Here is a 26,106-nt window from a genome sequence, read left to right on the forward strand (position 1 = left end):
AGCCGCACACCTCGAATGGTGTGCGGCTGTTCGCATTTCAGTACCCCGCTGGTGGGTGTACGGGCCCAGCGGGAGCGTACCGCGAGCCGACCATTGCGATGGTCTCGCGGCCTCGGATGTGCCGGATCCGCAGCGAGATACCGCATCCCGAACCGTGACACGTCCCCGATACTGGTTCCTCAACCGCACTCGAGGTCAAGTCGATGTGACTCGCACCACGTCGCTGGTCGCGGGTTGCGATGGACTCGCCAATCGATACGCTGTCGTAGCCGGGTGCACCTATCCTGGGGAGAAACCCTTGGGGAGGCCGAAAACATATGGGACGGGTTCTGATCTGGCTGCGCAACAATATCGACGGTCTCGTCGCGTTGGTGCTCGCGGTGATTTTCGGCGTGATATCGCTGATCGATATCGGCCTGTTCGATTCGGATCTGATCAACGCGGTCATTCTGCTTGTGCTCGCCCTGCTGGCCACCACGCTGCTGCGCGATCGGCACTTGTCGGCCAAGGCAATTCGCGATACGACCTCGGTGCAGTTGCTCTACGGTCCCGAGATCGGGCATGCGCATACCCTGGCCCGACGGGGTACCGAACAGTGGCTTTTCAAGGGCGGCACCGGAACCTACCTGCGCGCGGTGACGCTGCGGGAGTGCGTGGAGAACGCGCGCCGCGAACAGCGCCCGCTGCGGATCCAGGTGGAGGTGCTGGATCCGACCAATGAACAGCTGTGCAAGACCTACGCGCAGTTCCGCTCCTCGCTGGTGCCCGAGGCCGACCGCACCGGCGAACTGTGGACCACTGAACGCACCCGCAAGGAGTCCTTCGCGACGGTGCTGGCGGCCTGCTGGTACCGGCAGCGGTTCACCTTCCTGACCATCGATGTCGGGCTGTCGACGGTGATGACGACCTTCCGTTGGGACCTCTCGTCGAGTTGCGTCATTGTCACGCAGGACAATCCGAATACTCCGGCCCTGATGTTCGAGCGGGACAAGCCCTACTATCGGGACTTCAACCGCGAGCTCGTCGCCAGTTTCAAGCAGGCCAGACAGGTCCCGCTGAGCCGGAGCGAGGAACTCGCGCTCGCCGATGAGCCGTCGGTCGATCAGACTCGTGCGCTATTCGATCTGCTCGGTCTCGCGCTACCGGCTTCCTATTCCGATCGCGATGTCGCCGATATCGTACGACGCGCACTGCAGCCGAGGAATCCGTACTGAATGAACGACTACGCGCGACTACGAAAGCTGATCGGCTCCGATGCGGCGGGTCCCGCGGTGCGCGGCTGGGCGCGTGATTTCATGACCGCGGTGCTCGACGGTAGCGTCGAGGTCGGCGCGATCCGACATCCGTTGGGGTTCTTGTGTTTCCCCGCGTGGCGCGAAGGCGGACTCGGCGTCTGCGTGCACGTCTGGACCGATGGGCTGCGCTCACATCCGACGACCTCGGCGATGCACGCGCACAGCTGGGATCTGCTCAGCGTCGTCTTGTACGGCGAGGTCGGCAACGAGATACTCGAAGTGGAGAGCTCCGCGGACCGAGCGACCCATCGCATCTTCGAAATCCACAGTGGCGCCGACGGTGACGTGGTGCGGGCGAGCGAGCGTCTGGTCCGCTACCGCACCCGATCCAGTGAACATTTCCGTGCGGGCGAGGTATACACCCTGCCACACGGGGTATTTCACCTCTCCGATGTGCGGGGTGAGGCGGCCACCGTGGTGCTCGGCGAGGTTCGCCGCGGCCGACCGGACCGATCGCTCGGTGCTCTCGCCACCGCAGACCACTGGGTGCACCGAACCAGTTGCACCCGCACCGAAACCCGGCGCGCCGCGCAAACGGTGCTGGACCACCTGCAGGCGCCCACCCTGCCGGAACAACTGGAGGACCGATGCGAGCAGGCGACATAGCGAACCTGGTGCTGTCACTGGATGGTCCGGCGCTGGCCGATCCGGATCCGATCAGCCCCTTCGACCGGGTGGAAACCGTTCTGGTGACTGCTGCCGAGATTGCCATGGCGGCGGCGATCGAGGCCGGGCGGGCGATTCGGGAGGGACTGGCCGGATCGCTCATGGTCCGCACGAAGGATGCCAGCGGCGATCTGGTCACCGATCTGGACTTGCGTGCCGAACATATCATCGTCGGCCATATCCGCCGGGTCTTCCCGCACCATCGCATTCTCGCCGAGGAATCCGGGCTGCAGGGAGTCGACGATTCTTGGTGCTGGGTCGTCGATCCGCTGGACGGCACGAATAACATCGCGATCGGCCTGCCGGTCTGCACCATCGGTATCGCGCTGTGCCACAACGGAGTTCCGGTCCTCGGCCTGGTCCACGAACCTTTGGCCGACCGCACCTGGTCCGCCGTGCGCGGTTCCGGCGCGACAGGTCCGGACGGCCCGCTCTGGCGACCGCCGTACCGTCCCGGCGAATCCGCCCCGACCCTGGCCTGGCTGCAGGGCTATCCGGTGACCCGCACCGACACCACGGCACGCGCCCTGCGCCTTGCCCTGGAATCCGGCTCCCGCCGCCTGATCCAACTGTGGTCTCCGCTGCTGTGCTGGGTCATGTTGAGCCGCGGCGATATCGACGGATTCGTCGGTTACCGAGCGGGTTTGGTCGACTTGCCCGCGGGCACCCTGCTGGCCCGCGAATCCGGTATCCACATCACCGATTTCGACGGCGCACCGCTCAACGACCACCTCGACCTCCCGGGCGGGGAAGTGAACTTCATTGCCGCCAGTGCCGAGATGCTGCCCGAGCTGGCGTTGCTGGTGAAGGCCGCAGCCGAGGTGAGTGTGACGGGGCTGCCGGGCTGAAGGGCGATCCCAGCTAGCCCGTCGCCAGTAGCGCGGCCACGGCACCGGTCGTTGCGACGATGGCGAGCCCGAGTCCGGTGAGCACGAACCGCGGCATCGGCACCCGCACCCCATGGGTGCGACAGAACTCCAGACACAGCAACGTCGCCAGCGAGGCCCATGGCGTCACGATCGGTCCGACGTTGGTGCCGATGAGCAAGGCCAGCAACTGATTTCGATTCTCCTCGGACACCACCGCCTCACCTGCGGTGTAAGCCGGAAGATTATTGGCCACATTGGACAGTCCCGCGCCAGCGCCCGCCGCGCGGTATGCCCCGACCACTCCGGAGTCGTGCCCGATCAGCGCTTGCATGACATCGGCGAGTCCGAACCTGCTGAGCGTCGGCACCACTAGGAACAACCCGATCACGAAAACGAGCAACTGCCACGGGATCAGCGATAGTCGCAGCGAGGATCGGTCGAAGATCGCGAAGGCGACCACCGCGATGGTGGCGGCGATGGTGGCGGCGATACCGATCCGGTCACCGACGAACGGGATCGCCAGAATGAACAGCAGACACGCGCCTGCCGTCGTATAGAGCAGTGTGCGTTCCCTGGCATCGGCCGGACGAATCGGTTCCGGCGGTACATATCGGTCGGTTTCACGTCGACCGCGCCGCCAATACCAGACCCATAGGCACACCATGGTCGCCGTGATCGATACCAGCTGCGGCGCCCACATCCGCGCCGCGAAATCCGTGGCGCGCAACGCAACCCGGTCGGCGGCGAGCAGATTGGTGAGATTCGAGACCGGCAGCAGCAGACTCGCCGTATTGGCCAGCCAGAGCGTGGTCATCGCCAACGGCAGCGGTGGAATGCGGGCCGGTACCGCCAGCGCGAGCATGACCGGGGTCAGCAATACGGCGGTGGTGTCGAGATTGAGCAGAATCGTTGTCGCCGACGCGAAAAGCACACAGAGCAGGAACAACGCCGGATAGTAGCCGCGCCCGAGGATGGCCAGCCGGTGTGCGATCACATCGAACACCTTGGCCTGCCGCGTCAGCTCCGCGAGAATGATCACACTGCACAGGAACAGCAGCAGCGGACCGATCCGGCGCATATTGTCGACTGCCTCGGCGCGCGGCAGCAATCCGGTCGCCACGCACAGCAGTCCGGCCGCCAACAGCCCGAGCCGGACCCAATCCAGCGTGCTCAGCGCCCGTCTCGGCGGTGCGGACACCAGGGCACTCGACGGCGGGTTCTCCGCGGTGGAATCGACCTGTTGTTCGGACACATGCCCCATCATGCAGCATATCGGCTGGGGCACTTCCGTATTCGGTCCGCGTCGTAATGATCTTCTGCCGTTTGGCGTGGCCACCCATCGGGGCATACTGATGCTGTGACTTCGGGCGGGCGGCGGGACTTCTTCATCAGCTATTCACCGGCCGACGAGCGATGGGCCACATGGTTGGCCTGGCAGTTGGAGACGGCGGGCTACAGCACCCTCATCCAGGCCTGGGATTTCGTACCCGGCACCAACTTCATCGATTTCATGGATCGCGGCGTGCGCGATTCGGCAGTGGTGCTGGTGGTGTTGTCGGAGAACTATCTCGGTTCCTACTACGGAACCATGGAATGGCAGGCGGCCTACCGCACCGATCCCGGCAAGCTCATGCCGGTGCGCATCGCCGAATGCACGCTCGAGGGTCTGCTCGCCACCATTACCTATCTCGACCTGGTGCGGGTGTCCACCGCCGAGGAGGCGCGGCGAATTCTTCTGGAGCGGGTCGGACATCTGCTGGCGGGGCGAGCGAAGCCACCTTCGGAGCCGGGGTTCCCGCATGATGGGCCGGACCGTTTCGCCGTCGAAACCATCACGGACATACCCGAATCCGCACTGCCGCGGCGCACACCGGTTGCGGCCCCCGCATTTCCGGGTGCCACTGCTCATGACGAGCCGCGTACCAGTGTCTCGGTGCTGCATGTAGCGGGTCCGCGCTTCGGTCGCGGGCTGCTCGCGCCGGACGAGCCGAGCACCGCCGCCGAACTACAGGCGCGCATCCACGCCGATGTCACCCACCTGGTGAATCAGGGGGTGGCCAAACCGGATTTGATCGTGGTGTCCGGGGATATGACCGAATCCGGCCGTCCGCGCGAGGTCGAGGAGGCGCTGACCTTTCTGAGCGGACTGCGCACGCTGCTCGGCCTCGGTCCGGAGCGGCTGATCGTGGTGCCCGGCAATCACGACGTCTCCAAACCGGCCTGTCACGCGTACTTCCTGAGCTGTGAGGCCCGCGATCGCAAACCACAGCCGCCGTACTTCCCCAAGCTCGAGCAGTACGCACGGATGTTCGGCGCGCTGTACCAGGGCCTGGATCATCTGGTCTTCGATGTCGGTCAGCCGTGGACGCTGTTCCCGATTCCCGAATTGCGGGTGGTGGTCGCCGGACTGAATTCGACCATGGCCGCGACCCATCTGCCCGAGGACGATTACGGTCGAATCGGCGAACCGCAAGCGTCCTGGTTCGCCGAGCGGCTGCGCCCGTTCGAGGAGAACGGGTGGTTGCGCCTGGGCGTCGTCCGGCACGATCCGCTGCCCGGCGCGGGCACGCCCGCCCATGATCCGGATCTGCTTCGCGACGCGGATACGCTGTCCCGGCTGCTCGGCGGCCGGTTGAATCTGCTGCTGCACGGTCCGGGACCCGGTGGGCCGCATCTGGATCGGCTCGACAACGCACTGCCCGTGCTGCCCGCTGCCGCGCCGGGGCGCGACGAGATCATCCAGCTCACCGCCGCCGGCCTGGCGCGTTTCTCCGGGCGCGGTGAGTCCACCGCGCAACTCGAATTCGATTGGCTGAAGGTGACCGCGGCGCTGCCGACGGCCAAACAGCCGGAGCTCCTCGGACCGGACGAGCCCGAACTTCCGGAACCGCCCGCCGAATCACCGGCGGTCGATCCGCACGGGCGTCTGCTCGAGCGCGTCGCCGAGGTGTGCGAGACCCGGTATCCCGGTGCGAAAGTCCGGCGGGTCGAGGTGGAGCCGCCGCATCTGCTGATCACCAGGGAGGACGACGAGGTCATCGCCCAATGGCGCGTCGGTGTGCACGTCGGCGATATGACCAGGCAGGTGGTGGAGGATTTCCTCGGCCACGATCCGGAATATGGTTCCGAACTCGTGTATCGCGGTGCGGCGCCGCCGCGTTCGCTGCGCGAGGAGGCGGCCAGCCACGGTCTGCGGGTGCGCAGCTTCACCGAATTCCAGGGCCTGCTCGATCTGGACGACTACCTCACGCACCAGGCGGCGCGGTTGCGCGCGGATCGCACGTATCCGCCGGATCTGTATGTGCCGCAGCGCTTTCGGATCCTCGAACACGGCGACCAGCAGATCCGTGATGATCTGGTCGGCGAACTGATGAAGGTGATCGCGGCCGACCACGGCCGATTCATCCTCATACTAGGTGATTTCGGGCGCGGGAAAACCTTCGCGCTGCGCGAGTTGGCCCGTCGCATCACCGAAACCATGCCCGCGCTGATTCCGATCCTGATCGACCTGCGGGCCTTGGACAAAACCCATTCGGTGGACGGTCTGGTCGCCGCACATCTGGCCAATCACGGCGAGGACCGGATAGATCTGAAGGCGCTGCACTACATGCTGCGCGAGGGTCGGGTGGTGTTGCTGTTCGACGGCTTCGACGAACTCGTCACTCGGATCAGCTACGACTTCGCCGCCGACCACCTCGAAACCCTGCTGCAGGCCGCTGTCGGCAAGGCCAAGATCATCGTGGCCAGCCGCACCCAGCACTTCGAATCCCGCGCCCAGGTGCTCACCGCTCTCGGTGAACGCGTCGGTCTGCTGCAGGATCGGCGCATCGTGAGCATCGAGGATTTCGCACCGGCGCAGATTCACGCCTTCCTGACCAACCGTTACGGCGGCGATATCCGCCGCGCCGACGCCAGAATGGGCTTGATCACCGGGATCGAGGATCTGCTCGGACTGGCACAGAATCCGAGGATGCTCGGCTTCATCGCCGACCTGGACGAGCGGCGGCTACGGGCCGCGGCGGGTGCGAAACAGGCGGTGGGTCCGGCCGGGTTGTACCGGGAGATCCTGGAGTCCTGGCTCACCTACGAGGCCGACCGGACCGCGGGCGTGGCCGGTGCGCTGCCCGGGCTGCGCCTGCACGAATTGTGGCTCGGTGTCACGGCATTCGCCCTGCGCGTCTGGGAAACCGGTGAGCCATATCTGCGGCTGTCCGAATTGACCGAGGTGGCAGCGGATTTGGCGGAGCTGACCGGATCGAGCCGGATGTCGGTACAGCAGTCGGCGCACGCCATCGGCTCCGGCAGCCTGCTGGTGCGTACCGAGGACAACCTGTTCGGCTTCATCCATTCCTCGGTCATGGAATGGTTGGTGGCCAACCACATTGCCGAACAATTCGATGTCGGCACCCTCGCGCCCGCCCAGCTGGCCCAGTCTCCGCTCTCGCAATTGTCGATCGACTTCCTCTGTGACCTCGCGGATAACCGGGCGCTGCGCATATGGGCCGAGGGTGTGCTCGCCGACCAGGCGGCCGACGAAGTGTCGCGCACCAATGCGATTCGGGTGGCGACCCGGCTGCGCACCGCACCGACCGCGGATCTGCGCGGTGCGAGCCTGGCCGGGGAGGATCTGTCCTACCGAGATCTGCGCGATGTCGATCTCACCGGAGCGGATCTCAGCGGCGCCCGGTTGGTCGGCACCAACCTCGACCGCGCCGTACTGCACGGTGCGCGATTGGTCGGCGCCCGACTCGACGAGGCCAGCCTGGTCGGCGCGGATCTGGGCGAGGCCGATCTCACCCGCGCTCGCCTGGTACACACCGATCTGACCGGATCGCGGGCCAGCGGCAGCCGCTGGTCCCGCGCGGCACTCATCGAGATCACCGGCACCCCTACCGGCACCGATCTGCGCGGTGCGGCGTGGGTGCCCGGAGTCGCGGCACAGACCGAATTCGCCCCTGCCGCAATCGGAGTCCGGCACGGCTTCCATGCCAGGCACGGCCGACTGCCGCAGCCGGTCGCCTACAATCCGGACGGTGGCACGCTGGCCATCGGCAGCGATGACGGCGGTGTGCTCATCTGCGATGCCGAAACCGGCAGACCGCTGCGCACCTTGCAGACCCACCGTGCCCGCACCTTCGCGGTCGCGTTCACCGATACGGTGTTGGTGACCGGATCCGGCGACGGCACTGTCGGCATCTGGGATGCCGACACCGGTGAGCTGCGCCGAATCCTGGTGGGGCACAAGAACTGGCCGTGGCCGGTGGTGCTGAGTCCAGCCGGTGATCTGCTGGCCACCGGAGACGCCGACGGTGTACTGCGGCTGTGGACGTTGCCGAGCGGCGAACTGCGACACGAATGCCGTCCGGCAGGTGGTGGTCAGGAACTCATCTACAGCTTGGATATTCGCGGACCGCTGGTCGCCGCTTCCTATCGGGATGGCACCGTACGGCTGTGGGATATCGAAAGTGGCAGGGAGAGTGGCGAATTCACTGGGGCATCCGGGTCGGTATTCCGGGTGGCGTTCAATCCGACCGGTGAATTGCTCGCTGTCGGCGGCGTCGACGGCACGCTGGCGCTGTGGGATCCATCGAGTTGCCAGAAGATTCGTGAACTATCAGGGCATACCGGGCGGGTCTATACCGTGACCTTCCATCCCAGCCTCCCGATCGTGGCAAGCGGGGATACCGACGGCGGTTTGCGTCTGTGGGATGCGGAGACCGGTGCGGAACGACAGTCGCTCACCGAACACACCGCCGCCATCTACTGGCTCACCTTCGATCCGGCTGGTGATCTGCTCGCCTCGGGCGACAGCGCCGGACTGGTCTGTCTGCGCGATAGCGAGACCGGGGAACTGCGACACCGGCTCACCGCGCATACCGGCTCGATCTGGCCCTTCGCCTTTCGCCCGGACGGTTCCCAATTGGCCATTACCGACGACCAATTCACCACCCGGCTCTGGGATCCCGTAACCGGTGCCTGCAAGCACACGCTCACCGGCCACGGCCGTCAGGTCCGCACGGTCAGCTTCAATGCGGACGGCACCCTGCTCTCCGGCGTGGGCAACGACGGTGTGGTTCGACTGTGGGACCCGGTGACCGGGCGGTTGGTTCGCCGACTGATCGGCAGCGAAGACCGCTTGCTCACCTTCGAATCGGCGATATTCAGCAAACTCGGCCGCCATCAGCTCGGTCTCGTCGTCAACGACGGGCGGCTCAGCCTGTTCAACCTCGATGCCGACCTGTACGAGCGGCACATCAATGTCGAATCCGCACCGATCTGGGCCGCCGCCTTCGACCCGACCGGCGACTACGTGGCCACCGCCAATGACGACGACACGGTGATCATCTGGATGCGCACCACCGGCGCATTGCACGCCGTCTGCGCCGAACATCGGGGGCGGGTGCGCTCGATCGCATTCAGTGCCGACGGTGCGCTGATGGCCACCGGCTGCGACGACTCCGTGGTTCGGCTCTGGGATGTACGCTCCGGACGATTCCTGCGAGCACTGCGCGGACATCGTGACCGGGTGTACGCGGTCGCCTTCCACGAGGACCGCCTCGCCAGCGTGTCCTGGGATACCACCGCCCGCATCTGGGATATCGAATCGGGCGATGCGCTGCATACGCTGACCAGGCACACCGGCAGACTCTGGACCGCTGCGGTCGATGGGCGCACCGGCACATTGGCGACCGGCGGCGATGATTTGGTTGTTCGGATGTGGGACATGGCATCCGGACGTCATCTACATACCCTCGAAGGGCATAAGCGCCGAGTCTGGTCGCTGAGCTTCGACCCCTCCGGCAAGCTGCTGGCCAGCGGCGGTGATGACGGCAACATCCTGCTCTGGTCGCGGCCGGAGGACGATGCGCCGTCGATCCGTGCGATCCTGCTCGGTCTGTCCGAAGGATGGGCGGCGCTCGCGCCCGATGGTCGATACAAATTCGAGGGAAATATCGCCGGGCAGTTCTGGCATGTCATCGGCATGTCGCGGTTCGAATCCGGCGAGCTCGATCCCTACTCGCCGGAAGTGGGGCAGTTGGCGGCCGACGCGCCCTTCTGAGTCGGTCGGCAATGAGAGATTGATAGCCTTAATCTCACAACGTAGCGTTGGTGAGGAGATCGGTGATGGCCGAGGAGAGCGCGCAGTCCGAGCTGGCAGCCTTGCTCGATGGTAGGTGCACGGTGGAGCAGGCGTGGGAGCTGTTCGATAGTTTGCCCGCGGCCAGGGTCGCGGAGGTGACTGTCGGCCGGTGGCGGGGGGAGGAAGTCGATACCGGGCATCCGTTCGCCGGGGTGTTGGTCGCCTCGGGCTGGTACGGCAAGCAGTTCGATGATGCGGAGTCGGTGCATCCACTGCTGTTCGCCGACGAATCGGGAAATATCTTCGCGGTCGATCCACGCCGGGTGCCGCTCGGTCTGGCCGGAAAGGTGCCGCTCGCGGGCGTGCAGACGGTGCGCAAGCTGCTGCCGGTGCTCGGTCCGGCGATCCGAACTCGCAGGTCGGCAGCGCGTTTGCGCGATATCGAATACCGCGGTGTGGTCGGCGCCGCGATGGTTTACGACCATCTGCCGATCATCGATCACTTCCGTCGGGTGGATATCGATACGCTGCTCGGGGTGATGGATATGCGGGGGATGGTCGAGCCGTACTTTTTCGTCCTGCGTCGCTGATCCGGTTATCTCGTTTGGTTCTGGGCTCGTTTTCCGGGCATACCCCTGAAGTCGGCCCCGGGGACAGGCCGATACATCCGCGCCCGCGGAAGGTCCGTCCGGCGCGTGCGCACGGAGGGAGGTCGGGGCAATGGAACATACGACGTGTCTGGTGGTCGGTGGGGGACCGGCTGGGATGGTGCTCGGATTGCTGCTCGCCCGTGCCGGCATCGATGTCACCGTCCTGGAGAAACATCAGGATTTCCTGCGCGACTTCCGTGGCGACACAGTACATCCCACGACCTTGGACCTGCTCGACGAATTGGGTCTCGGCGAGGAATTCGCGAAACTGCCCGCGCGCAAACTGCGGCAGATCCAGCTGCCGATCCGCGGTTCGGTGCAGACCGTGTTCACCCTGGAGCACCTGCCGGGTGCGCACAAGTACATCGCGATGGTGCCGCAGTGGGATCTGCTCGACCTCTTGGCCGGGGCCGCCGATCGCGAGCCGAACTTCCGGCTGCGCATGAATACCGAAGCGACAGGGGTGATTCGGGAGGACGGCCGGGTCACCAGTGTCGTATACCGGACCAGTGACGGCGAAACCGGCGAGATCCGCGCAGACCTGACAGTTGCCTGCGATGGCCGCGATTCGGTGCTGCGGACCGAAGTCGGCCTCGGCTCACGCAGTTGGCCGACACCGATGGATGTGTGGTGGTTCCGCCTGCCGCGCACCGAAATCGACCCCGTCGGTTTGATCGCACTGCTCAGCGACAATCGCGCCGCGGTCATGTTCGACCGCGGCGACTACTGGCAGGTCGCGACCCTCATCGCCAAGGGCAGCGATGCGGCCGCCCGCCGCGGTCCGGTCACCGAAATCGTAGGCAGCATGGCCGATTCCGCACCGTGGCTGCGTGACCGGCAGGATGCGCTCGGGGACTGGGACGAGGTGAAACTGCTCAACGTGAAATTGGATCGCCTCACCAAGTGGTACACCGACGGGCTGCTCTGCATCGGCGACGCCGCCCACGCCATGTCCCCTGCCGGTGGCGTCGGGATCAACCTCGCGATCCAGGACGCCGTCGCCACCGCGAGAATCCTTGCCCCAGCATTGGCTTCGGGCAACCTGACCATCCGCGACCTGGCCAGGGTGCAGCGTCGCCGTACCCTCCCGACCGCCGTCACCCAGGGCCTACAACGCATCCTCCACGTCGCCGTGATCCGCCCCGCCCTGTCCGGCCGAATCAATATCGCAAACGCCGCAACGACTCCGCTACCGCTACGCATTCTGCGCCGAATCCCCGTCCTCCGCACCGTCCCCCCATTCCTGATCGCCCGAGGAATACTCCCCGAACACGCGCCCGGTTTTGCCCGCCGCCCCTGACCCAGTGGATGCACTCGGTGCAACGATGCAGTCGACGCACCGAATGGTCCACGGGAAACACCAACGGCCACAGTTCATTTCAATCCCGAGGGAGACTGCATTTCGGCGACGGCTGCGGGGGGCGGTTCGGCTGTGCGGTGCGTCAGGGGCGCAGGACGATCTTGCCGATGGGGGAGCGCTGTTCGACGAGTTGGTGGGCTTTGGCCGCCTCGTCGAGGGAAAGCACGGAATCTACTTGGGGAGTGAGAGTTCCGGCGGCTGCTCGGTCGAGGGCGGCGGTGCCGCAGCGGGATACTTCGGCGAGCCAAGCCGGACCGGCGCAGGCGGTGAGGGTGAGGCCGTGCGGGAGTAGATCCGTGGTGGAGATCTGGGCCGGGGCTCCGGAGAGCCAGCCGTAGCTGAGGATTCGGCCGCGTACCGGGGTCATGGCCGCCAGTAGGTCGCGGGCGGTGGTGCCGCCGATGGAATCGAAGACTACGTCGAGCGTTGTGCCGTCGAGGCTTTCGCGCAGCCGGGTCGGCCAGTCCGGCGCATTGTGGTCGATGACCTCGTCCGCACCCAATGCCAGTGCGCGCGCAGACTTTTCGGGGCCACCAGCGGTCGCGATGACGCGCGCGGCGCCGAATTCCTTGGCGAGTTGGGTAAGCGCGCTGCCGACTCCTGTCCCGGCGGCCTCGATCAGGACTGTTTCGGTGCCGGTGAGTGCCGCGGTCGTGAGCAGCGGCAGTGCCACCGACCCGTCCATCAGGACGGCGGCCGCGTCGACCGACAAGAGGGCGTCCGGTATCGGGGTCGCGGAAGCCGCTGGTGCGCAGACGAATTCGGCGTAGGAGCCGAAGCCCATGGTCGCCACCGCGACCCGGCGGCCCAGCAATTCCGCGTCGACCTCGTCCCCGATCTCGACGACCACCCCGACGGCCTGAAAACCGAAGACCACCGGTGGTTCCACTGCCATCGGGAACTCGCCCGAACGCAGTTTGGTCTCCGGGAACAGCACCGGAATCGCCTCGGCGCGGATCACCAGTTCGCCGGGGCCGGGGTGGGGTGCGGCGACATCCTGCGCGACCAGGACCTCGGGTCCGCCGACGCCCGTCATTACGATTGCCTTCATTGATAACTCCATAACTTGACTGCCGGTCCAGATATTTCGAACCATATGGACCGTCGGTCAAGTTGTCAATGAAGGTGGTGGAATGACCGACGAACGCCCGAGGGAAAGGGCGGATGCCGCACGTAACCGGCAGGCGATCCTGTCCGCGACCGCCGCGCTGCTCGCCGAACACGGCGCAGACGCTCTCACCATGGACCGGGTCGCGGCCGCCGCCGGGGTCGGCAAGGGCACGATCTTCCATCGCTTCGGCAATCGCGCCGGATTACTGCACGAGATGATCGCCGAGAGCACCTTCGCGGTGATGGACGCCGTCCGGAGCGGACCGCCGCCGCTGGGCCCCGGAGCACCGGCCGGTGAGCGACTGCTGGCCTTCTTCGACGCTTTCGTGCGAATGATGACCGACAACATCGAGGTGACGGTCGCCTACCTGCAGGGCCCTCCGCATCCACGCGCCGCCGAAATCCACGAATTCTGGGACGCCCACATCACCGCGCTGCTGCGGGAGGCCCGACCCGACCTGGACGCCGAGGTCGTCGGCAGACTGCTGCTCGGCGCACTTGGTGGCGAACAGGTGCCGCGACTGGCGCGTGCGGGGGAGACCCAACGGCTGCTCGCGGCGGTTCGTGAACTCGTCGAATCGGTGCTGCGCGCGCCCTAGTCCCTGGCGAGAATGGCGTCGAAACGTTCGTCGGCGCTGTCGAGCTGGTGCAGGATATGCCGTTTGACGTGCTCCGCGAGCGGAGTGTCCGCGCGGGTGACGAGCTCGCGGTAGATATCGGTGAGCGGGCGGTACTTGGTGGCGAGTCTGCGCATCGCCGGACCGTCGGCGTAGAGGATGCCGACACCGTTATCGGTGAAGTCGGACAGTTTGACGATGCGCGCCCACGGCGCGCGCTCGAGATTTTCCGCTACGTGTTCGCGGTATTGCGCGTGCCGATCGCTATCCGGATCCGGCTCCGGATTGGTGACGGCGGCGACGAGTTCGGCGACCCGGGCGCCGAACCGAGCCGAGAGTTCGGCGAGGGCGGCATCGGTCGGCGAACCGGGACGCCCGCCCGCCAGTTCGACCGGGTGATCTTCGACAGAATCGTGCAGCAATCCGGCCGCGACGACATCCGGGTCACGTACCTCGTAATGGCTGACGATCCGAATGGCAACGCGCAGTATATGACTCAGATACGGTTCGCGGCCGTAGCGATCGTCGCGGTGCAATTCGGTAGCCAGATCCAATGCCGCGGTGAGCCGTTCGGTGTCGGATAATTCGGCTATTTCCAGCAGCAGTCGTTCGCGCAGGCCGCTTTCGCCGTACACCTCGCTGATCGTATGCAGCGGCATCACGGCCAAAACCCCCGCCCCAGGATTGCTCATGCCTTCCCCTCGCTGGCGCTCGCCTCCGGCATGCGCAACGCGCGCTGGCACATGATCCGCTCGCTGCGCTTGCTCATATGGCCAATCTATCGGGGGCGGCCGCTCACCGCTGTGCTCTGGACCACTGTTCAACTGCGCGAAAATAATCCGTTGCCGCACAGTGGCGGCCGTGGTCTCCTGAAAGGCACGCGAGGCAGAACTGGAGGTGAATGTGGCCGCGCACAACAAACGGCCGCGCCCCGGTCCGGCCACCGACAATATGGCGAAACTGCATCGCCGCACCATGGTGCTCGACGGGCGGGTATATACGGTGCTGAGCCTGCGGCCCGGCAGCGATTTCCGCTTCGCCACCAACTATTTCCACCAGACCTGGCATGTGCTCTCCGATTGGCGCGGTGCGCGGATGCTCGCTCGGCTGCTGTGGGGCCTGGCCTATCAGCGGCGGCCGGGCACGCTTGTCGTGATCGACCCGGCGCATCTGGATCCCAACCCGTTCGATGCGGCACCGTCGGATCCGATCGTGCTGGTGCCCGCGGACCTGACCGTCTTCACCCGCGCCGCCGCGGTCGCTTTGCGCAGGCGACTGCCGTTCCGCGATGGGTCGCAGGGCACGGTGCGCTGGCAGACGTTCGGTCTGGATGCCGCGGTGGCCGAGCTGCAGGAGTGGCGCGCGAAGGGGCCGGGGGAGCGCGACTGGAATTTCGTCGATGTGCCCACCGGCTGGGAACGGATCGACCGCATCGGCGGCATGGTCACGATCTTCGGCGCTCGCGATCAGCTGCGATCCTGGGCAACCTCGCTCGCGACACTCGGAACCTACGCCTACTACGGGATGGACTACGAGTACCTGGACGAGGACCGCAACGGTGAGGTACAGATCTTCCGGCAGTACCGCAGGAAGGTGAACATCGCACGTCAGGCTCGTGCCGAAGTGCTCGTCCGGTTCGACGGACATGCCTCGACGGGGCAGGTCCAGCGGGCCATCTGGTCGCGCGGGGCGACCGTTCGCCGCCGTCGCTACCCGACGCGCGAGGAACGGCTCGCCACAACCATGAACTGACGGCTACTCCGCCCGCGGAATCAGTGTGTTCTGCCGTGCCGCGGTCCACCACCGACCGTTCTCTTTGACCAGGACATACAGCGCGATCATCGCGTGATCGAAATCGATCAGCTCACCCTCGGCCGTCGTCGCCCGGGCGAGCTTGTGCGCGATCGCGATATCCGGCCGCAGGAATACGATGTCGGCGACCTCGTAGCGGACATACTGATCCTTCAGAAATCCCACCACCCCCTGACGGTTCGCCTCCAGCAGTTTTTCTTTCCCGACCAGGAGCGCTCCGACCGCATTGACCACCGCGGCATTGGCGGTGAAGTCGGCGGTCATGAGTTCGGCATCGTTGGTGTTGTACGCGGTTTCCACGTTGGCGATGATCTGCTCGATCGCCGCGATGTCTTCGGTGTGATCGACCGTGGTATCCGCGACCACGGGCTGAATTGTCGTTGCGCTCATGGAGATCAGCTTCTTATCTCAACCGTGGTTGAGGTCAACTGGCCGTCGGGCCGGGGTCAGCGCACGTCCCGCGGCCGAAATTGGATGCTGATTCGCGGTCCGGTGGGCCTGCGGGACTTCGGTACGGCGTGTTCCCAGGTGCGTTGGCATGAGCCGCCCATGACCAGCAGATCCCCATGTCCGACCTGAAATCGAAGACTCGCCCCGCCGCCGCGCGGTCGCAGCAGGAGTGCACGCGGTGCGCCGATCGAGACGATGGCGACCATCGTGTCATCGGTCGCCCCGCGCCCGAAGGTATCGCCGTGCCAGGCCACGCTGTCGCGTCCGTCGCGGTAATAGCACAATCCGGCCGTGCGGAACGGTTCGCCGAGTTCCTCGCGATAGTGCGCGGTGAGTGCGTCCCGTGCCTCATCCAGCGCCGGATCCGGTAACTGCGCACCCTCCTCGTAGAAGCACAGCAGCCGTGGCACATCCACCACCCGGTCGTACATCGGCCGCCGCTCGGCGTGCCACGGCACCGCATCCGCCAACCGTTCGAACAGCACATCCGCCCCCGACAACCACCCGGGCAATACGTCCACCCAGGCGCCATGCGTCAACTCGGTCCGGTGCACACCATCGAGCCCTCCCACCTCGATATCCCCGAACCCGTCGAGCAATGATCCCTGCAGCGGTGTCGACATGTCGCCGAATCTACGCCGTATCGAACATATGTGCTAGCGAAAAACGGTCATTCAATTCTTGCTCAGGATGTCGCGCGCGATATCGACGGCGGCGGTGTAGCACTCGTCATCGGTGAGTGGGAGATCGCCCATCATGGCGGTGCTCCAACTGATGGCGAGCAGGGCTTCGCGCGCGCGGAAGACGGCCAATGGCGGGTGGTCCGGACCGGCCATCAGGTCGGCGAGCACTCGGAACTGGTAGCGCATGCTCGAGCCGAAATCGAGTTGGCGGAACGCGGGCTGGTTTTCGTGCCAGAAGCGGACCATGCCGCGGCCGATGCCGTGCAGTAACGCGCCGTAGCGAGTGAGGATTTCGTTGGCACGTTCCTGGCCGGGTGGTGTGCTTTCGGCCCAGGTCACGATGTCATCGATGCCGCGACGCAGGTCGTCGGAGAGGCTCGCGACGATATCTTCCTTGGTGCGGAAGTGGTAGTACAGCGCGGCCTTGGTGACGCCGAGGCGGTCGGCGATCTCGCGCAGGGAGGTCTTCTCGTAGCCGCGTTCGGAGAACAATTCCATTGCGACAGTACGAATCCGCTCCCGCGTATCGCTGCGACGTCCGTCCATGGCGTCCTTCTCTTTTTGCTTGACGACCGGCTAGCGGAAGCCTAGCGTCTTCGCTGAGCCCGACTTACTAGCCGGGCGGCAAGTAATCTATGTGGAGGCAGCAGTGACCGAAACGCATCCGAAGCTGCCGATGGCGGGCGTCGCGCTGACCGCGGTCGGCGTCGCGGTCATTCGGGCGAAGGAATCCGTGCGCACGGATCGCCTGTATGACGATCCCTTCGCGCAGCTGTTCGTCGACGCTGCCCGCCGCGCGTACCGCGAGATCGACGGCGGAATCGAGCGCTGGGCGCGACTGGAGGAAGTCGCGGACATGTTCTTCGAAGGCCGCACGGTCGGCGTCCGGCTCGTCGACGACCGAGTCGCCGAGGCGGTCGAACAAGGTATTCGCCAGATCGTGCTGATCGGTGCGGGTCTGGACACCAGGGCATTCCGCATGGATCTACCCGCCGACGTCCGAGTGTTCGAAATCGATCTGCCGGAGCTGTTCGCGTTCAAGGAACCGGTCCTCGCCGCGGCACACGCGAAAACCCGCTGCGGCCGCGCGGTGCTCGCCATCGATTTGCGCGAGGACTGGGCAAAGCTGCTCGGGGAGCACGGATTTCGGCCGGATCTGCCCACGCACTGGGTGGACGAGGGCGTCCTCGGCTATCTGACCCACGAACACGCTATGCACGTGGTCACCACGCTGACCGGATTATCCGCTCCTGGAAGTCGTTTCGGCGTCAGCCGCTTCGCCGTCGACGAAAATGCCCGGCCGTACGCCGAACTCAAACGCCTGGTCCGTGCTGACGAGGGCGCGGACCGTCCGCGCACCGGCCTCGGCGCCGACGCCAGAACCTGGCTGGACGAACACGGCTGGCGCACCGAATTCCGTAGCTGGGACGATATGGTCGCCACCCTCGACCGCCCCGTCGCTCTGCACGATCCGGACATCGGAGTCGTCATCGCGGTCCGGGAACCGTGAACCTCCCCGGAATGCTCCCGGAATGTTTGGAATGCCCGATCCGCGCGTGGCCCCGCTCACAGCCGGATATGCCTGGTTAAAGCGGTGCAAACCGCGCTGCTAGGCTGCATGCCGTAAAGACATCCTTTAACGGACCGTCCGGTGAGGCGGGGAAGGAGGTCGGCATGGCCGTGCCCGAGGAACGGGCCGCCAAGTCCGGCGCTGCCGAAACGTCGCAGCGACACACCCCGGAGTGGGTGAGCGCGGGACGCGAGTTGCTGTCTCCCTCCGACGTCGGCCGGACCATCGCGCGCATCGCGCATCAGATCATCGAAAAGACCGCCCTGGATGCGGGCGAGCCGGACGCACCGCGTGTGGTGTTGATCGGCATTCCCACCCGCGGCACCACCCTGGCCGCGCGACTCACCGACAAGATCGAGGAATTCTCCGGCGTCCGCCCGGCACTGGGCTCGCTCGATATCACTCTCTACCGCGACGATCTGCGCAGCCGTCCGCACCGCCCGCTCGAGCGCACCTCGGTGCCCGAGGGCGGCATCGAGGACGCGCTCGTCGTCCTGGTCGACGACGTGCTCTTCTCCGGCCGCACCGTGCGCTCCGCCCTCGACGGCCTGCGCGATCTCGGCCGCCCCCGCGCCGTCCAACTCGCGGTGCTCATCGACCGCGGCCATCGCGAACTCCCGATCCGCGCGGATTTCGTCGGCAAGAACGTGCCGACCTCCCGCAGCGAGGACATATCCGTATTGCTCACCGAACACGACGGCCGCGACGGCGTCTATCTGCATCAGGAGGAAGCGCAGTGAACCGGCTCGCTGGAGCGAATGTCAGCGAGGTGCAGTTGTGAGACATCTGCTGACGGTGACCGATCTCGATCGTGCCACCGCCACCGAACTGCTCGACGAGGCCGAACGCTTCGAACAGGCCCTGCTCGGCCGCGAGGTGAAGAAGCTGCCGACGCTGCGCGGGCGCACCGTGATGACGGTCTTCTACGAGAACTCGACCCGTACCCGGGTCTCGTTCGAGGTCGCGGGCAAGTGGATGAGCGCCGATGTGATCAATGTCAGCGCGAGCAGCTCCTCGGTCGCCAAGGGCGAATCACTGCGTGACACCGCATTGACTCTGCACGCGGCGGGAGCCGACGCCCTCATCGTCCGGCACCCGGCCTCCGGTGCGGCGCATCAGATCGCGCGTTGGATGGATGGCTGGGCGGTCGCGGAGGGGCGGCAGGGCCCGGCCATCATCAATGCCGGTGACGGCACCCACCAGCATCCGACGCAGGCACTGCTGGATGCGCTGACCCTGCGTCAGCGCCTCGGCGATGTCGAGGGCAAGCGGATCGTCATCGTCGGCGATATCCTGCACAGCCGGGTCGCGCGCTCGAATGTCTTCCTGCTCAATACTCTTGGCGCCGAGGTGGTGCTGGTCGCGCCGCGCACGCTGCTGCCGGTCGGTGCGGATCTGTGGCCCGCCCGGATCTCGCCCTCGCTGGACGCCGAATTGCCCGGCGCCGATGCGGTGCTGATGCTGCGGGTGCAGCAGGAGCGGATGAACGGCGGCTTCTTCCCGTCCGTGCGCGAATATTCCGTCAACTATGGACTTTCCGAGCGCAGGCTCGCGCTGCTGGACGAGAACGCGGTCGTGCTGCATCCGGGTCCGATGCTGCGCGGCATGGAAATCGCCTCGCCCGTGGCGGATTCCCCGCAGGCGGCGATCCTGCAACAGGTGACGAACGGAGTGCATATGCGGATGGCCGTGCTGTTCCGGCTGCTGGTCGGTACCCAGGAGGCCGTGGCATGAGCCTGCTGCTCAAGGGTGTTCGGCCGTACGGCGAGGGCGAGCCGGTCGACGTACTCGTGCGCGACGGTGTAATCGCCGCGATCGGAACCGATCTGGGCATCATCGACGCCGAGGTCGTCGACGCTCAGGGCCAGATCCTGCTGCCCGGCTTCGTCGATCTGCACACCCATCTGCGCGAACCCGGTCGCGAGGACACCGAGACCATCGAAACCGGTTCCGCCGCAGCGGCACTCGGCGGCTACACCGCGGTCTTCGCCATGGCCAATACCAATCCGGTCGCCGATTCGGTGGTCGTCACCGATCATGTGTGGCGGCGCGGTCAGGAGGTCGGCCTGGTCGATGTGTATCCGGTGGGTGCGGTCACGGTCGGCCTGGAGGGGAAGCAACTCGCCGAAATGGGCACCATGGCGGCCGGTGTCGGCGCGGTGCGCATGTTTTCCGACGACGGACACTGCGTCTACGACCCGCTGCTCATGCGCCGCGCGCTGGAGTACTCGAATTCCCTCGGCGTTTTGATCGCCCAGCATGCCGAGGAGCCACGTCTGACCAAAGGCGCTGTCGCACACGAGGGCCCGACCGCGGCCCGCCTCGGCCTGGCCGGTTGGCCGCGCGCCGCGGAGGAGTCGATCGTCGCCCGCGACGCACTGTTGGCCCGTGACGCGGGCGCCCGCGTGCACATCTGCCACGCCTCCACCGCTGGCACCGTCGAATTGGTGAAATGGGCCAAGGCGCAGGGCATTTCGATCACCGCCGAGGTCACCCCGCACCATCTGCTGCTCGACGACTCGCGCCTGGAGACCTACGACGCGGTCAATAAGGTGAACCCGCCGTTGCGCGAGGTCTCCGACACTATCGCGCTGCGGCAGGCACTCGCCGATGGCATCCTCGACTGTGTCGCCACCGACCATGCCCCGCACGCCGAACAGGACAAGTGCTGCGAATTCGCCGCCGCCCGCCCCGGCATGCTCGGCCTGGAGACCGCGCTGTCGATCATCGTGCGGACCATGGTCGAACCCGGCCTGCTGGACTGGCGCGGCGTCGCCCGGGTGATGAGCGAGCGTCCGGCCGAAATCGTCGGACTCGACGGCCACGGCCGCCCGATCGAGGTCGGTGAACCGGCCAACCTGACGCTGGTCGATCCGGATGCGACCTGGACGGTACGGGCCGCCGAACTCGCCAGCATTTCGAATAACACGCCGTTCGAGGACATGACGTTCCCGGCTCGAGTGACAACGACGTTGCTCCGAGGCCGGGTAACCGCCCGTGAGGGCAAGGCGGTGGGAGGTTCGTAAGTGGAAAGAGCACTGTGGGTGGTCGGACTGCTCGCACTGTTCGCCCTGTGCATCTGGTTGATGTACCGGGGCTGGCAGAACCGAGCCGCGCGGCAGGCCGCACGGATCGGCGAACTACCGCATGTGCCGGGTGATCTCGGCGCTCAGGTGCTCGAGCCGACCACCGGAATGTATCTCGGCAGCACCATCGCGCCGAGCTGGCAGGACCGGATCGCGGTGGGCGACCTGGGTTTCCGGGCCACGGCGGAACTCACGCGGTTCGAACGGGGAATTCTGCTCGAGCGCGACGGTTCGACGGTGATCTGGATTCCGCAGGAATCCATTACGGCCGTGCGGACCGAACGCGGACATGCGGGCAAGGTGATGACCGAAGATGGTGTGCTGGTAATTCGCTGGAAGCTGCCGACCGGAACCGAGATAGATACCGGTTTCCGAGGTGACGACAAGACGGTGTACCCGGCGTGGGCCAGGGCGATGACGGGAGACGACGAGAGATGACAGGACAGGCAGCGTTGGTGCTGGAGGACGGCCGGGTTTTCCGCGGCACGGCCTTCGGCGCCGTGGGCGAGACACTCGGTGAGGCGGTGTTCTGCACCGCGATGACCGGGTACCAGGAAACCCTCACCGACCCCAGCTACCACCGCCAGATCGTGGTTGCCACGGCACCGCAGATCGGCAATACCGGCTGGAACGACGAGGACGACGAATCCGGCAAGATCTGGGTCGCCGGATACGCGGTCCGCGACGCCTCGCGCGTCGCGTCGAACTGGCGCTCGACCGGCACCCTGCAGGACCAGCTGGACCGCCAGCGGATCGTCGGCATCGCGGGCATCGACACCCGCGCGCTGGTGCGTCACCTGCGCACCCGCGGTTCGATGAAGGCGGGCATCTTCTCGGGTTCGGCGCTCGCCGACGCCGACGAACTGCTGGCCCGAGTCAACGGACAGCCCTCGATGCTCGGCGCGGATCTGGCCGAAGAGGTCAGCACCGACGCGCTGTACACGATCGAACCGAACGGCGACCCGCGCTTCACCGTGGTCGCGGTCGACCTAGGCATCAAGACCAACACTCCGCGCATGTTCGCCCAGCGCGGCATGCGGGTGCATGTGGTGCCCTCGACCGTCTCACTGGACCAGATCCTGGAGCTGAAGCCGGACGGTGTCTTCCTGTCCAACGGTCCGGGCGATCCGGCCACCCAGGACGGCGCGGTCGCCATCACCCAGGGGGTGCTGGAGCAGGGGCTGCCGCTGTTCGGCATCTGCTTCGGCAACCAGATCCTCGGCCGCGCTTTCGGTCGCAAGACCTACAAGATGAAGTTCGGCCACCGCGGCATCAATATCCCGGTCGTCGAACACGAAACCGGCCGGATCTCGATCACCGCGCAGAACCACGGCTTCGCGCTGGAGGGCGAACAGGGCGAACAGTTCGACACCCCGTTCGGCAAGGCCGAGGTCAGCCACGTGTGCGCCAATGACGGCACCGTCGAGGGCGTGCGCCTGGTCGACGGTCGCGCATTCTCGGTGCAGTACCACCCGGAGGCCGCCGCCGGGCCCCATGACGCCGCCTATCTCTTCGACCGTTTCGCCGGTCTCATGGAAGGAGCCTGATGCCTCGCCGCGAGGATCTGAAGCACATCCTGGTGATCGGCTCCGGGCCGATCGTCATCGGCCAGGCCTGCGAATTCGACTACTCCGGCACCCAGGCGTGCCGGGTGCTGCGGGCCGAGGGCCTGCGGGTATCGCTGGTGAACTCCAATCCGGCGACCATCATGACCGATCCGGAATTCGCCGATTCCACCTATGTGGAGCCGATCACCCCGGAATTCGTCGAGAAGGTCATCGAAAAGGAACGCCCCGACGCCATTCTCGCCACACTCGGCGGGCAGACCGCGCTGAATACCGCGGTCGCCCTGCACGAGCGCGGTGTGCTGCAGAAATACAATGTCGAGCTGATCGGCGCCGATTTCGAGGCCATCCAGCGCGGTGAGGATCGGCAGAAGTTCAAGGACATCGTGGCCAAGGTGGGCGGCGAGAGCGCGCGCTCGCGGGTCTGCCACACCATGGACGAGGTCCGCGAAACCGTTGCGGAGCTGGGCTTTCCGGTGGTCGTGCGGCCGTCGTTCACCATGGGCGGGCTCGGCTCGGGCATGGCCTACAACGAGCAGGACCTGGATCGGATCGCGGGCGGCGGTCTGGCCGCCTCGCCGACGGCCAATGTGCTCATCGAGGAATCCATCCTGGGTTGGAAGGAATACGAACTCGAGCTGATGCGTGACGGCCGCGACAATGTCGTGGTGGTCTGTTCGATCGAGAATGTGGACCCGATGGGTGTGCACACCGGTGATTCGGTCACCGTCGCACCCGCCATGACCCTCACCGACCGCGAATACCAGCGGCTGCGCGACCTGGGCATCGACATCCTGCGCGAGGTCGGCGTCGATACCGGCGGCTGCAATATACAGTTCGCGGTGAACCCGCGTGACGGTCGCCTGATCGTCATCGAGATGAACCCGCGCGTCTCGCGCTCGTCCGCATTGGCTTCCAAGGCAACGGGTTTCCCGATCGCCAAGATCGCGGCCAAGTTGGCCATCGGCTACACACTGGACGAGATCGTCAACGACATCACCAAGGAGACCCCGGCCTGTTTCGAGCCGACCCTGGACTATGTGGTCGTCAAGGCGCCGCGCTTCGCCTTCGAGAAATTCCCCGGCGCCGACGCCACGCTGACCACCACGATGAAGTCGGTCGGCGAGGCGATGTCGCTGGGCCGCAACTTCGCCGAGGCGCTCGGCAAGGTGCTGCGGTCGCTGGAGACCAAGTCCGCGGGCTTCTGGACGCAGGACGACGGCAAGTGGACCGATACCGAGGCCATTCTGGCCGATCTGCGCACTCCGACCGAGGGACGCATCTACCAGGTCGAGCGGGCGCTGCGGCTGGGCGCGAGCATCGAGGACGTCGCCGCGGCCTCGGGCATCGACCCCTGGTTCGTGGCCGAGGTGGCCGGACTGGTCGAGCTGCGCCAGCAGGTCATCGACGCCCCCGTGCTCGACGAGCCGCTGCTGCGCCGCGCCAAGCACTATGGCCTGTCCGATCGCCAGATCGCCGCGCTGCGACCGGAGTTGGCTGGTGAGACCGGCGTGCGCGCACTGCGGCACCGGCTCGGTATCCGTCCGGTCTTCAAGACCGTCGACACCTGCGCCGCGGAGTTCGAGGCCAAGACTCCGTATCACTACTCGACCTACGAGCTCGATCCGGCGGCGGAGTCGGAAGTCTCGCCGCAGCGCGAGCGGGACAAGGTGATCATCCTGGGTTCCGGGCCGAACCGGATCGGCCAGGGCATCGAGTTCGATTACTCGTGTGTCCATGCGGCGCAGACGCTTTCGCAGGCCGGATACGAGACCGTCATGGTCAATTGCAACCCGGAGACCGTCTCCACCGACTACGACACCGCCGACCGGCTCTACTTCGAGCCGCTGACCTTCGAGGATGTGCTCGAGGTCTACCACGCCGAGACCGAATCGGGCACCGTGGCCGGTGTGATCGTGCAACTCGGTGGCCAGACCCCGCTGGGGCTGGCGCAGCGCCTCACCGATGCCGGTGTGCCGGTGGTCGGCACCAGCGCCGCCGCCATCGACCTGGCCGAGGACCGCGGCGAATTCGGTGACGTGCTGGTGGCCGCCGGTCTGCCCGCGCCGAAGTACGGCACCGCGACCACCTTCGCGCAGGCGAAGAAGATCGCCGCGGGCATCGGCTACCCGGTGCTGGTGCGCCCGTCTTACGTGCTCGGCGGCCGCGGTATGGAAATCGTCTACGACGAGGCCTCGCTGGAGGGCTACATCTCCCGGGCCACCGAACTCAGCCCGGAACATCCGGTGCTGGTCGACCGCTTCCTGGAAGACGCCATCGAGATCGACGTGGACGCACTGTGCGACGGTGACGAGGTCTACCTCGGCGGTGTGATGGAGCACATCGAAGAGGCGGGCATCCACTCCGGCGACTCCGCCTGCGCACTGCCGCCGATCACCCTGGGCCGCAGCGATATCGAGGCGGTGCGTCGCTCTACCATCGCGCTGGCCAAGGGCATCGGCGTCAAGGGCCTGCTCAATGTGCAGTACGCGCTCAAGGACGATGTGCTCTACGTACTCGAGGCGAATCCGCGGGCGAGCCGGACGGTTCCGTTCGTCTCCAAAGCCACCGCGGTGCCGCTGGCCAAGGCGGCCGCCCGGATCACCATGGGCGCCACCATCGCCGAACTGCGCAAGGAGGGCATGCTGCCCGCCGAGGGCGACGGTGGCCATGTGCCGCTCGACGCACCGGTCGCGGTGAAGGAGGCGGTGCTGCCGTTCCACCGGTTCCGCAAGGCCGACGGCAGCGGCGTGGATTCGCTGCTCTCGCCGGAGATGAAGTCCACCGGTGAGGTCATGGGCATCGACGCCGATTTCGGCACCGCCTTCGCCAAGAGTCAGGCCGCGGCCTACGGTTCGCTGCCGACCGAGGGCACCGTCTTCGTCTCGATCGCCAATCGGGACAAGCGCGCCATGGTGTTCCCGGTCAAACGCCTCAACGATCTCGGCTTCCGCATCCTGGCCACCGAGGGCACCGCGGAAATGCTGCGCCGCAACGGAATTCCGTGCGAACAGGTGCGCAAGCATTCCGAGCAGGGTCCTGCCGATCAGCCGACCATCGTGGAGCAGATCCGCGACGGCGAGGTCGACATGGTGTTCAACACCCCTTATGGCAACTCCGGGCCGCGCGTGGACGGTTACGAGATCCGCACGGCCGCGGTCGGTGTGAACATCCCGTGCATCACCACCGTGCAGGGTGCGGCCGCGGCTGTGCAGGGCATCGAGGCGAGCATCAACGGCGGCATCGGGGTGCGCTCGCTGCAGGAACTGCATTCGGTGCTGCGTGGCTGACC

The 26,106-nt window shown here is 66.1% G+C and carries 21 protein-coding genes; 15 read left to right on the forward strand and 6 right to left on the reverse strand.

From position 1 onward, the window contains the following. Positions 1-317 precede the first annotated feature (317 nt). From ACQP1T_RS15040 to ACQP1T_RS15050, 3 genes are read left to right on the forward strand one after another with little or no spacing between them, the layout of a single operon-like run. A complete protein-coding gene (locus ACQP1T_RS15040) occupies positions 318-1,214 on the forward strand; it encodes a hypothetical protein (protein WP_433760824.1) in 897 nt (298 codons plus the stop codon). After that, complete coding sequence (locus ACQP1T_RS15045) at positions 1,215-1,901, forward strand: hypothetical protein (protein ID WP_433760826.1); 687 nt, start codon at positions 1,215-1,217, stop codon at positions 1,899-1,901. Then, positions 1,883-2,809, forward strand: a complete 927-nt coding sequence (locus tag ACQP1T_RS15050) for an inositol monophosphatase family protein (protein WP_433760828.1) — start codon at positions 1,883-1,885, stop codon at positions 2,807-2,809. Before ACQP1T_RS15045 ends, ACQP1T_RS15050 begins: the two co-directional genes overlap by 19 nt. A gap of 13 nt (positions 2,810-2,822) precedes the next feature. Here the strand turns inward: ACQP1T_RS15050 and ACQP1T_RS15055 are convergent, their stop codons facing one another. After that, positions 2,823-4,082, reverse strand: a complete 1,260-nt coding sequence (locus ACQP1T_RS15055; protein WP_433760829.1) for an SLC13 family permease — start codon at positions 4,080-4,082, stop codon at positions 2,823-2,825. A 105-nt stretch (positions 4,083-4,187) separates the two neighbouring features. Between ACQP1T_RS15055 and ACQP1T_RS15060 the strand changes: the two genes are divergently transcribed. The 3 genes from ACQP1T_RS15060 to ACQP1T_RS15070 all read left to right on the forward strand — a co-directional run bounded on the left by ACQP1T_RS15060 (position 4,188) and on the right by ACQP1T_RS15070 (position 11,861). Next, positions 4,188-9,890, forward strand: a complete 5,703-nt coding sequence (locus ACQP1T_RS15060; RefSeq protein ID WP_433760831.1) for a TIR domain-containing protein — start codon at positions 4,188-4,190, stop codon at positions 9,888-9,890. A 65-nt stretch (positions 9,891-9,955) separates the two neighbouring features. After that, positions 9,956-10,501, forward strand: a complete 546-nt coding sequence (locus ACQP1T_RS15065) for a DUF4334 domain-containing protein (RefSeq protein WP_433760833.1) — start codon at positions 9,956-9,958, stop codon at positions 10,499-10,501. A gap of 130 nt (positions 10,502-10,631) precedes the next feature. Further along, positions 10,632-11,861 (forward strand): FAD-dependent oxidoreductase, encoded by a 1,230-nt coding sequence (locus ACQP1T_RS15070; protein WP_433760834.1) that lies wholly within the window; start codon positions 10,632-10,634, stop codon positions 11,859-11,861. 142 nt (positions 11,862-12,003) lie between these two features. Here the strand turns inward: ACQP1T_RS15070 and ACQP1T_RS15075 are convergent, their stop codons facing one another. After that, positions 12,004-12,972, reverse strand: coding sequence for a quinone oxidoreductase family protein (locus tag ACQP1T_RS15075; RefSeq protein ID WP_433760836.1), 969 nt, complete (start codon positions 12,970-12,972; stop codon positions 12,004-12,006). An 82-nt stretch (positions 12,973-13,054) separates the two neighbouring features. Here ACQP1T_RS15075 and ACQP1T_RS15080 point away from each other — a divergent pair, with 82 nt between their 5' ends. After that, positions 13,055-13,630 carry a TetR/AcrR family transcriptional regulator gene (locus tag ACQP1T_RS15080; RefSeq protein ID WP_433760838.1) on the forward strand — a complete coding sequence of 192 codons (576 nt, stop codon included), beginning with the start codon at positions 13,055-13,057 and terminating at the stop codon, positions 13,628-13,630. On the opposite strand, the gene ACQP1T_RS15085 is transcribed toward ACQP1T_RS15080, so the two are convergent. Next, a complete protein-coding gene (locus ACQP1T_RS15085; protein ID WP_433760839.1) occupies positions 13,627-14,340 on the reverse strand; it encodes an HD domain-containing protein in 714 nt (237 codons plus the stop codon). The genes ACQP1T_RS15080 and ACQP1T_RS15085 overlap by 4 nt on opposite strands. 211 nt (positions 14,341-14,551) lie before the next feature. Between ACQP1T_RS15085 and ACQP1T_RS15090 the strand changes: the two genes are divergently transcribed. Then, positions 14,552-15,400: a hypothetical protein gene (locus ACQP1T_RS15090; RefSeq protein WP_433760840.1), complete on the forward strand. Its 849-nt coding sequence runs from the start codon at positions 14,552-14,554 to the stop codon at positions 15,398-15,400. A 3-nt stretch (positions 15,401-15,403) separates the two neighbouring features. Here the strand turns inward: ACQP1T_RS15090 and ACQP1T_RS15095 are convergent, their stop codons facing one another. The 3 genes from ACQP1T_RS15095 to ACQP1T_RS15105 are packed head-to-tail and all read right to left on the reverse strand — an operon-like array spanning position 15,404 to position 17,139. Beyond that, on the reverse strand, positions 15,404-15,850 hold the full coding sequence (locus ACQP1T_RS15095) for an SgcJ/EcaC family oxidoreductase (protein ID WP_433760841.1): 447 nt from the start codon (positions 15,848-15,850) through the stop codon (positions 15,404-15,406). Positions 15,851-15,906: 56 nt separating this feature from the next. Continuing rightward, positions 15,907-16,533 (reverse strand): alpha-ketoglutarate-dependent dioxygenase AlkB, encoded by a 627-nt coding sequence (locus tag ACQP1T_RS15100; protein ID WP_433760843.1) that lies wholly within the window; start codon positions 16,531-16,533, stop codon positions 15,907-15,909. A 51-nt stretch (positions 16,534-16,584) separates the two neighbouring features. Beyond that, complete coding sequence (locus ACQP1T_RS15105) at positions 16,585-17,139, reverse strand: TetR/AcrR family transcriptional regulator (protein ID WP_433760844.1); 555 nt, start codon at positions 17,137-17,139, stop codon at positions 16,585-16,587. Between the two features lie 103 nt (positions 17,140-17,242). Between ACQP1T_RS15105 and ACQP1T_RS15110 the strand changes: the two genes are divergently transcribed. From ACQP1T_RS15110 to carB, 7 genes are all read left to right on the forward strand, one after another. After that, the gene (locus tag ACQP1T_RS15110) at positions 17,243-18,103 is read left to right on the forward strand and encodes an SAM-dependent methyltransferase (protein ID WP_433760846.1); all 861 of its coding nucleotides are present in this window, start codon (positions 17,243-17,245) and stop codon (positions 18,101-18,103) included. A gap of 164 nt (positions 18,104-18,267) precedes the next feature. Then, positions 18,268-18,903: a bifunctional pyr operon transcriptional regulator/uracil phosphoribosyltransferase PyrR gene (gene pyrR / locus ACQP1T_RS15115; RefSeq protein WP_040692178.1), complete on the forward strand. Its 636-nt coding sequence runs from the start codon at positions 18,268-18,270 to the stop codon at positions 18,901-18,903. Positions 18,904-18,940: 37 nt separating this feature from the next. Next, positions 18,941-19,897 carry an aspartate carbamoyltransferase catalytic subunit gene (locus ACQP1T_RS15120; RefSeq protein ID WP_433760848.1) on the forward strand — a complete coding sequence of 319 codons (957 nt, stop codon included), beginning with the start codon at positions 18,941-18,943 and terminating at the stop codon, positions 19,895-19,897. Continuing rightward, positions 19,894-21,189 (forward strand): dihydroorotase, encoded by a 1,296-nt coding sequence (locus ACQP1T_RS15125; protein ID WP_433760850.1) that lies wholly within the window; start codon positions 19,894-19,896, stop codon positions 21,187-21,189. The genes ACQP1T_RS15120 and ACQP1T_RS15125 overlap by 4 nt, the downstream gene beginning before the upstream one ends. Next, positions 21,190-21,687, forward strand: a complete 498-nt coding sequence (locus tag ACQP1T_RS15130) for a transporter (RefSeq protein WP_433760852.1) — start codon at positions 21,190-21,192, stop codon at positions 21,685-21,687. Further along, positions 21,684-22,796 carry a glutamine-hydrolyzing carbamoyl-phosphate synthase small subunit gene (gene carA / locus ACQP1T_RS15135; RefSeq protein ID WP_433760853.1) on the forward strand — a complete coding sequence of 371 codons (1,113 nt, stop codon included), beginning with the start codon at positions 21,684-21,686 and terminating at the stop codon, positions 22,794-22,796. The genes ACQP1T_RS15130 and carA overlap by 4 nt, the downstream gene beginning before the upstream one ends. Next, the gene (carB, locus tag ACQP1T_RS15140) at positions 22,796-26,104 is read left to right on the forward strand and encodes a carbamoyl-phosphate synthase large subunit (protein WP_433760855.1); all 3,309 of its coding nucleotides are present in this window, start codon (positions 22,796-22,798) and stop codon (positions 26,102-26,104) included. Before carA ends, carB begins: the two co-directional genes overlap by 1 nt. Positions 26,105-26,106 lie beyond the last annotated feature (2 nt).

The sequence above is a fragment of the Nocardia sp. CA-135398 genome, assembly GCF_050955845.1.
In the GTDB taxonomy this organism is placed as follows: domain Bacteria; phylum Actinomycetota; class Actinomycetes; order Mycobacteriales; family Mycobacteriaceae; genus Nocardia.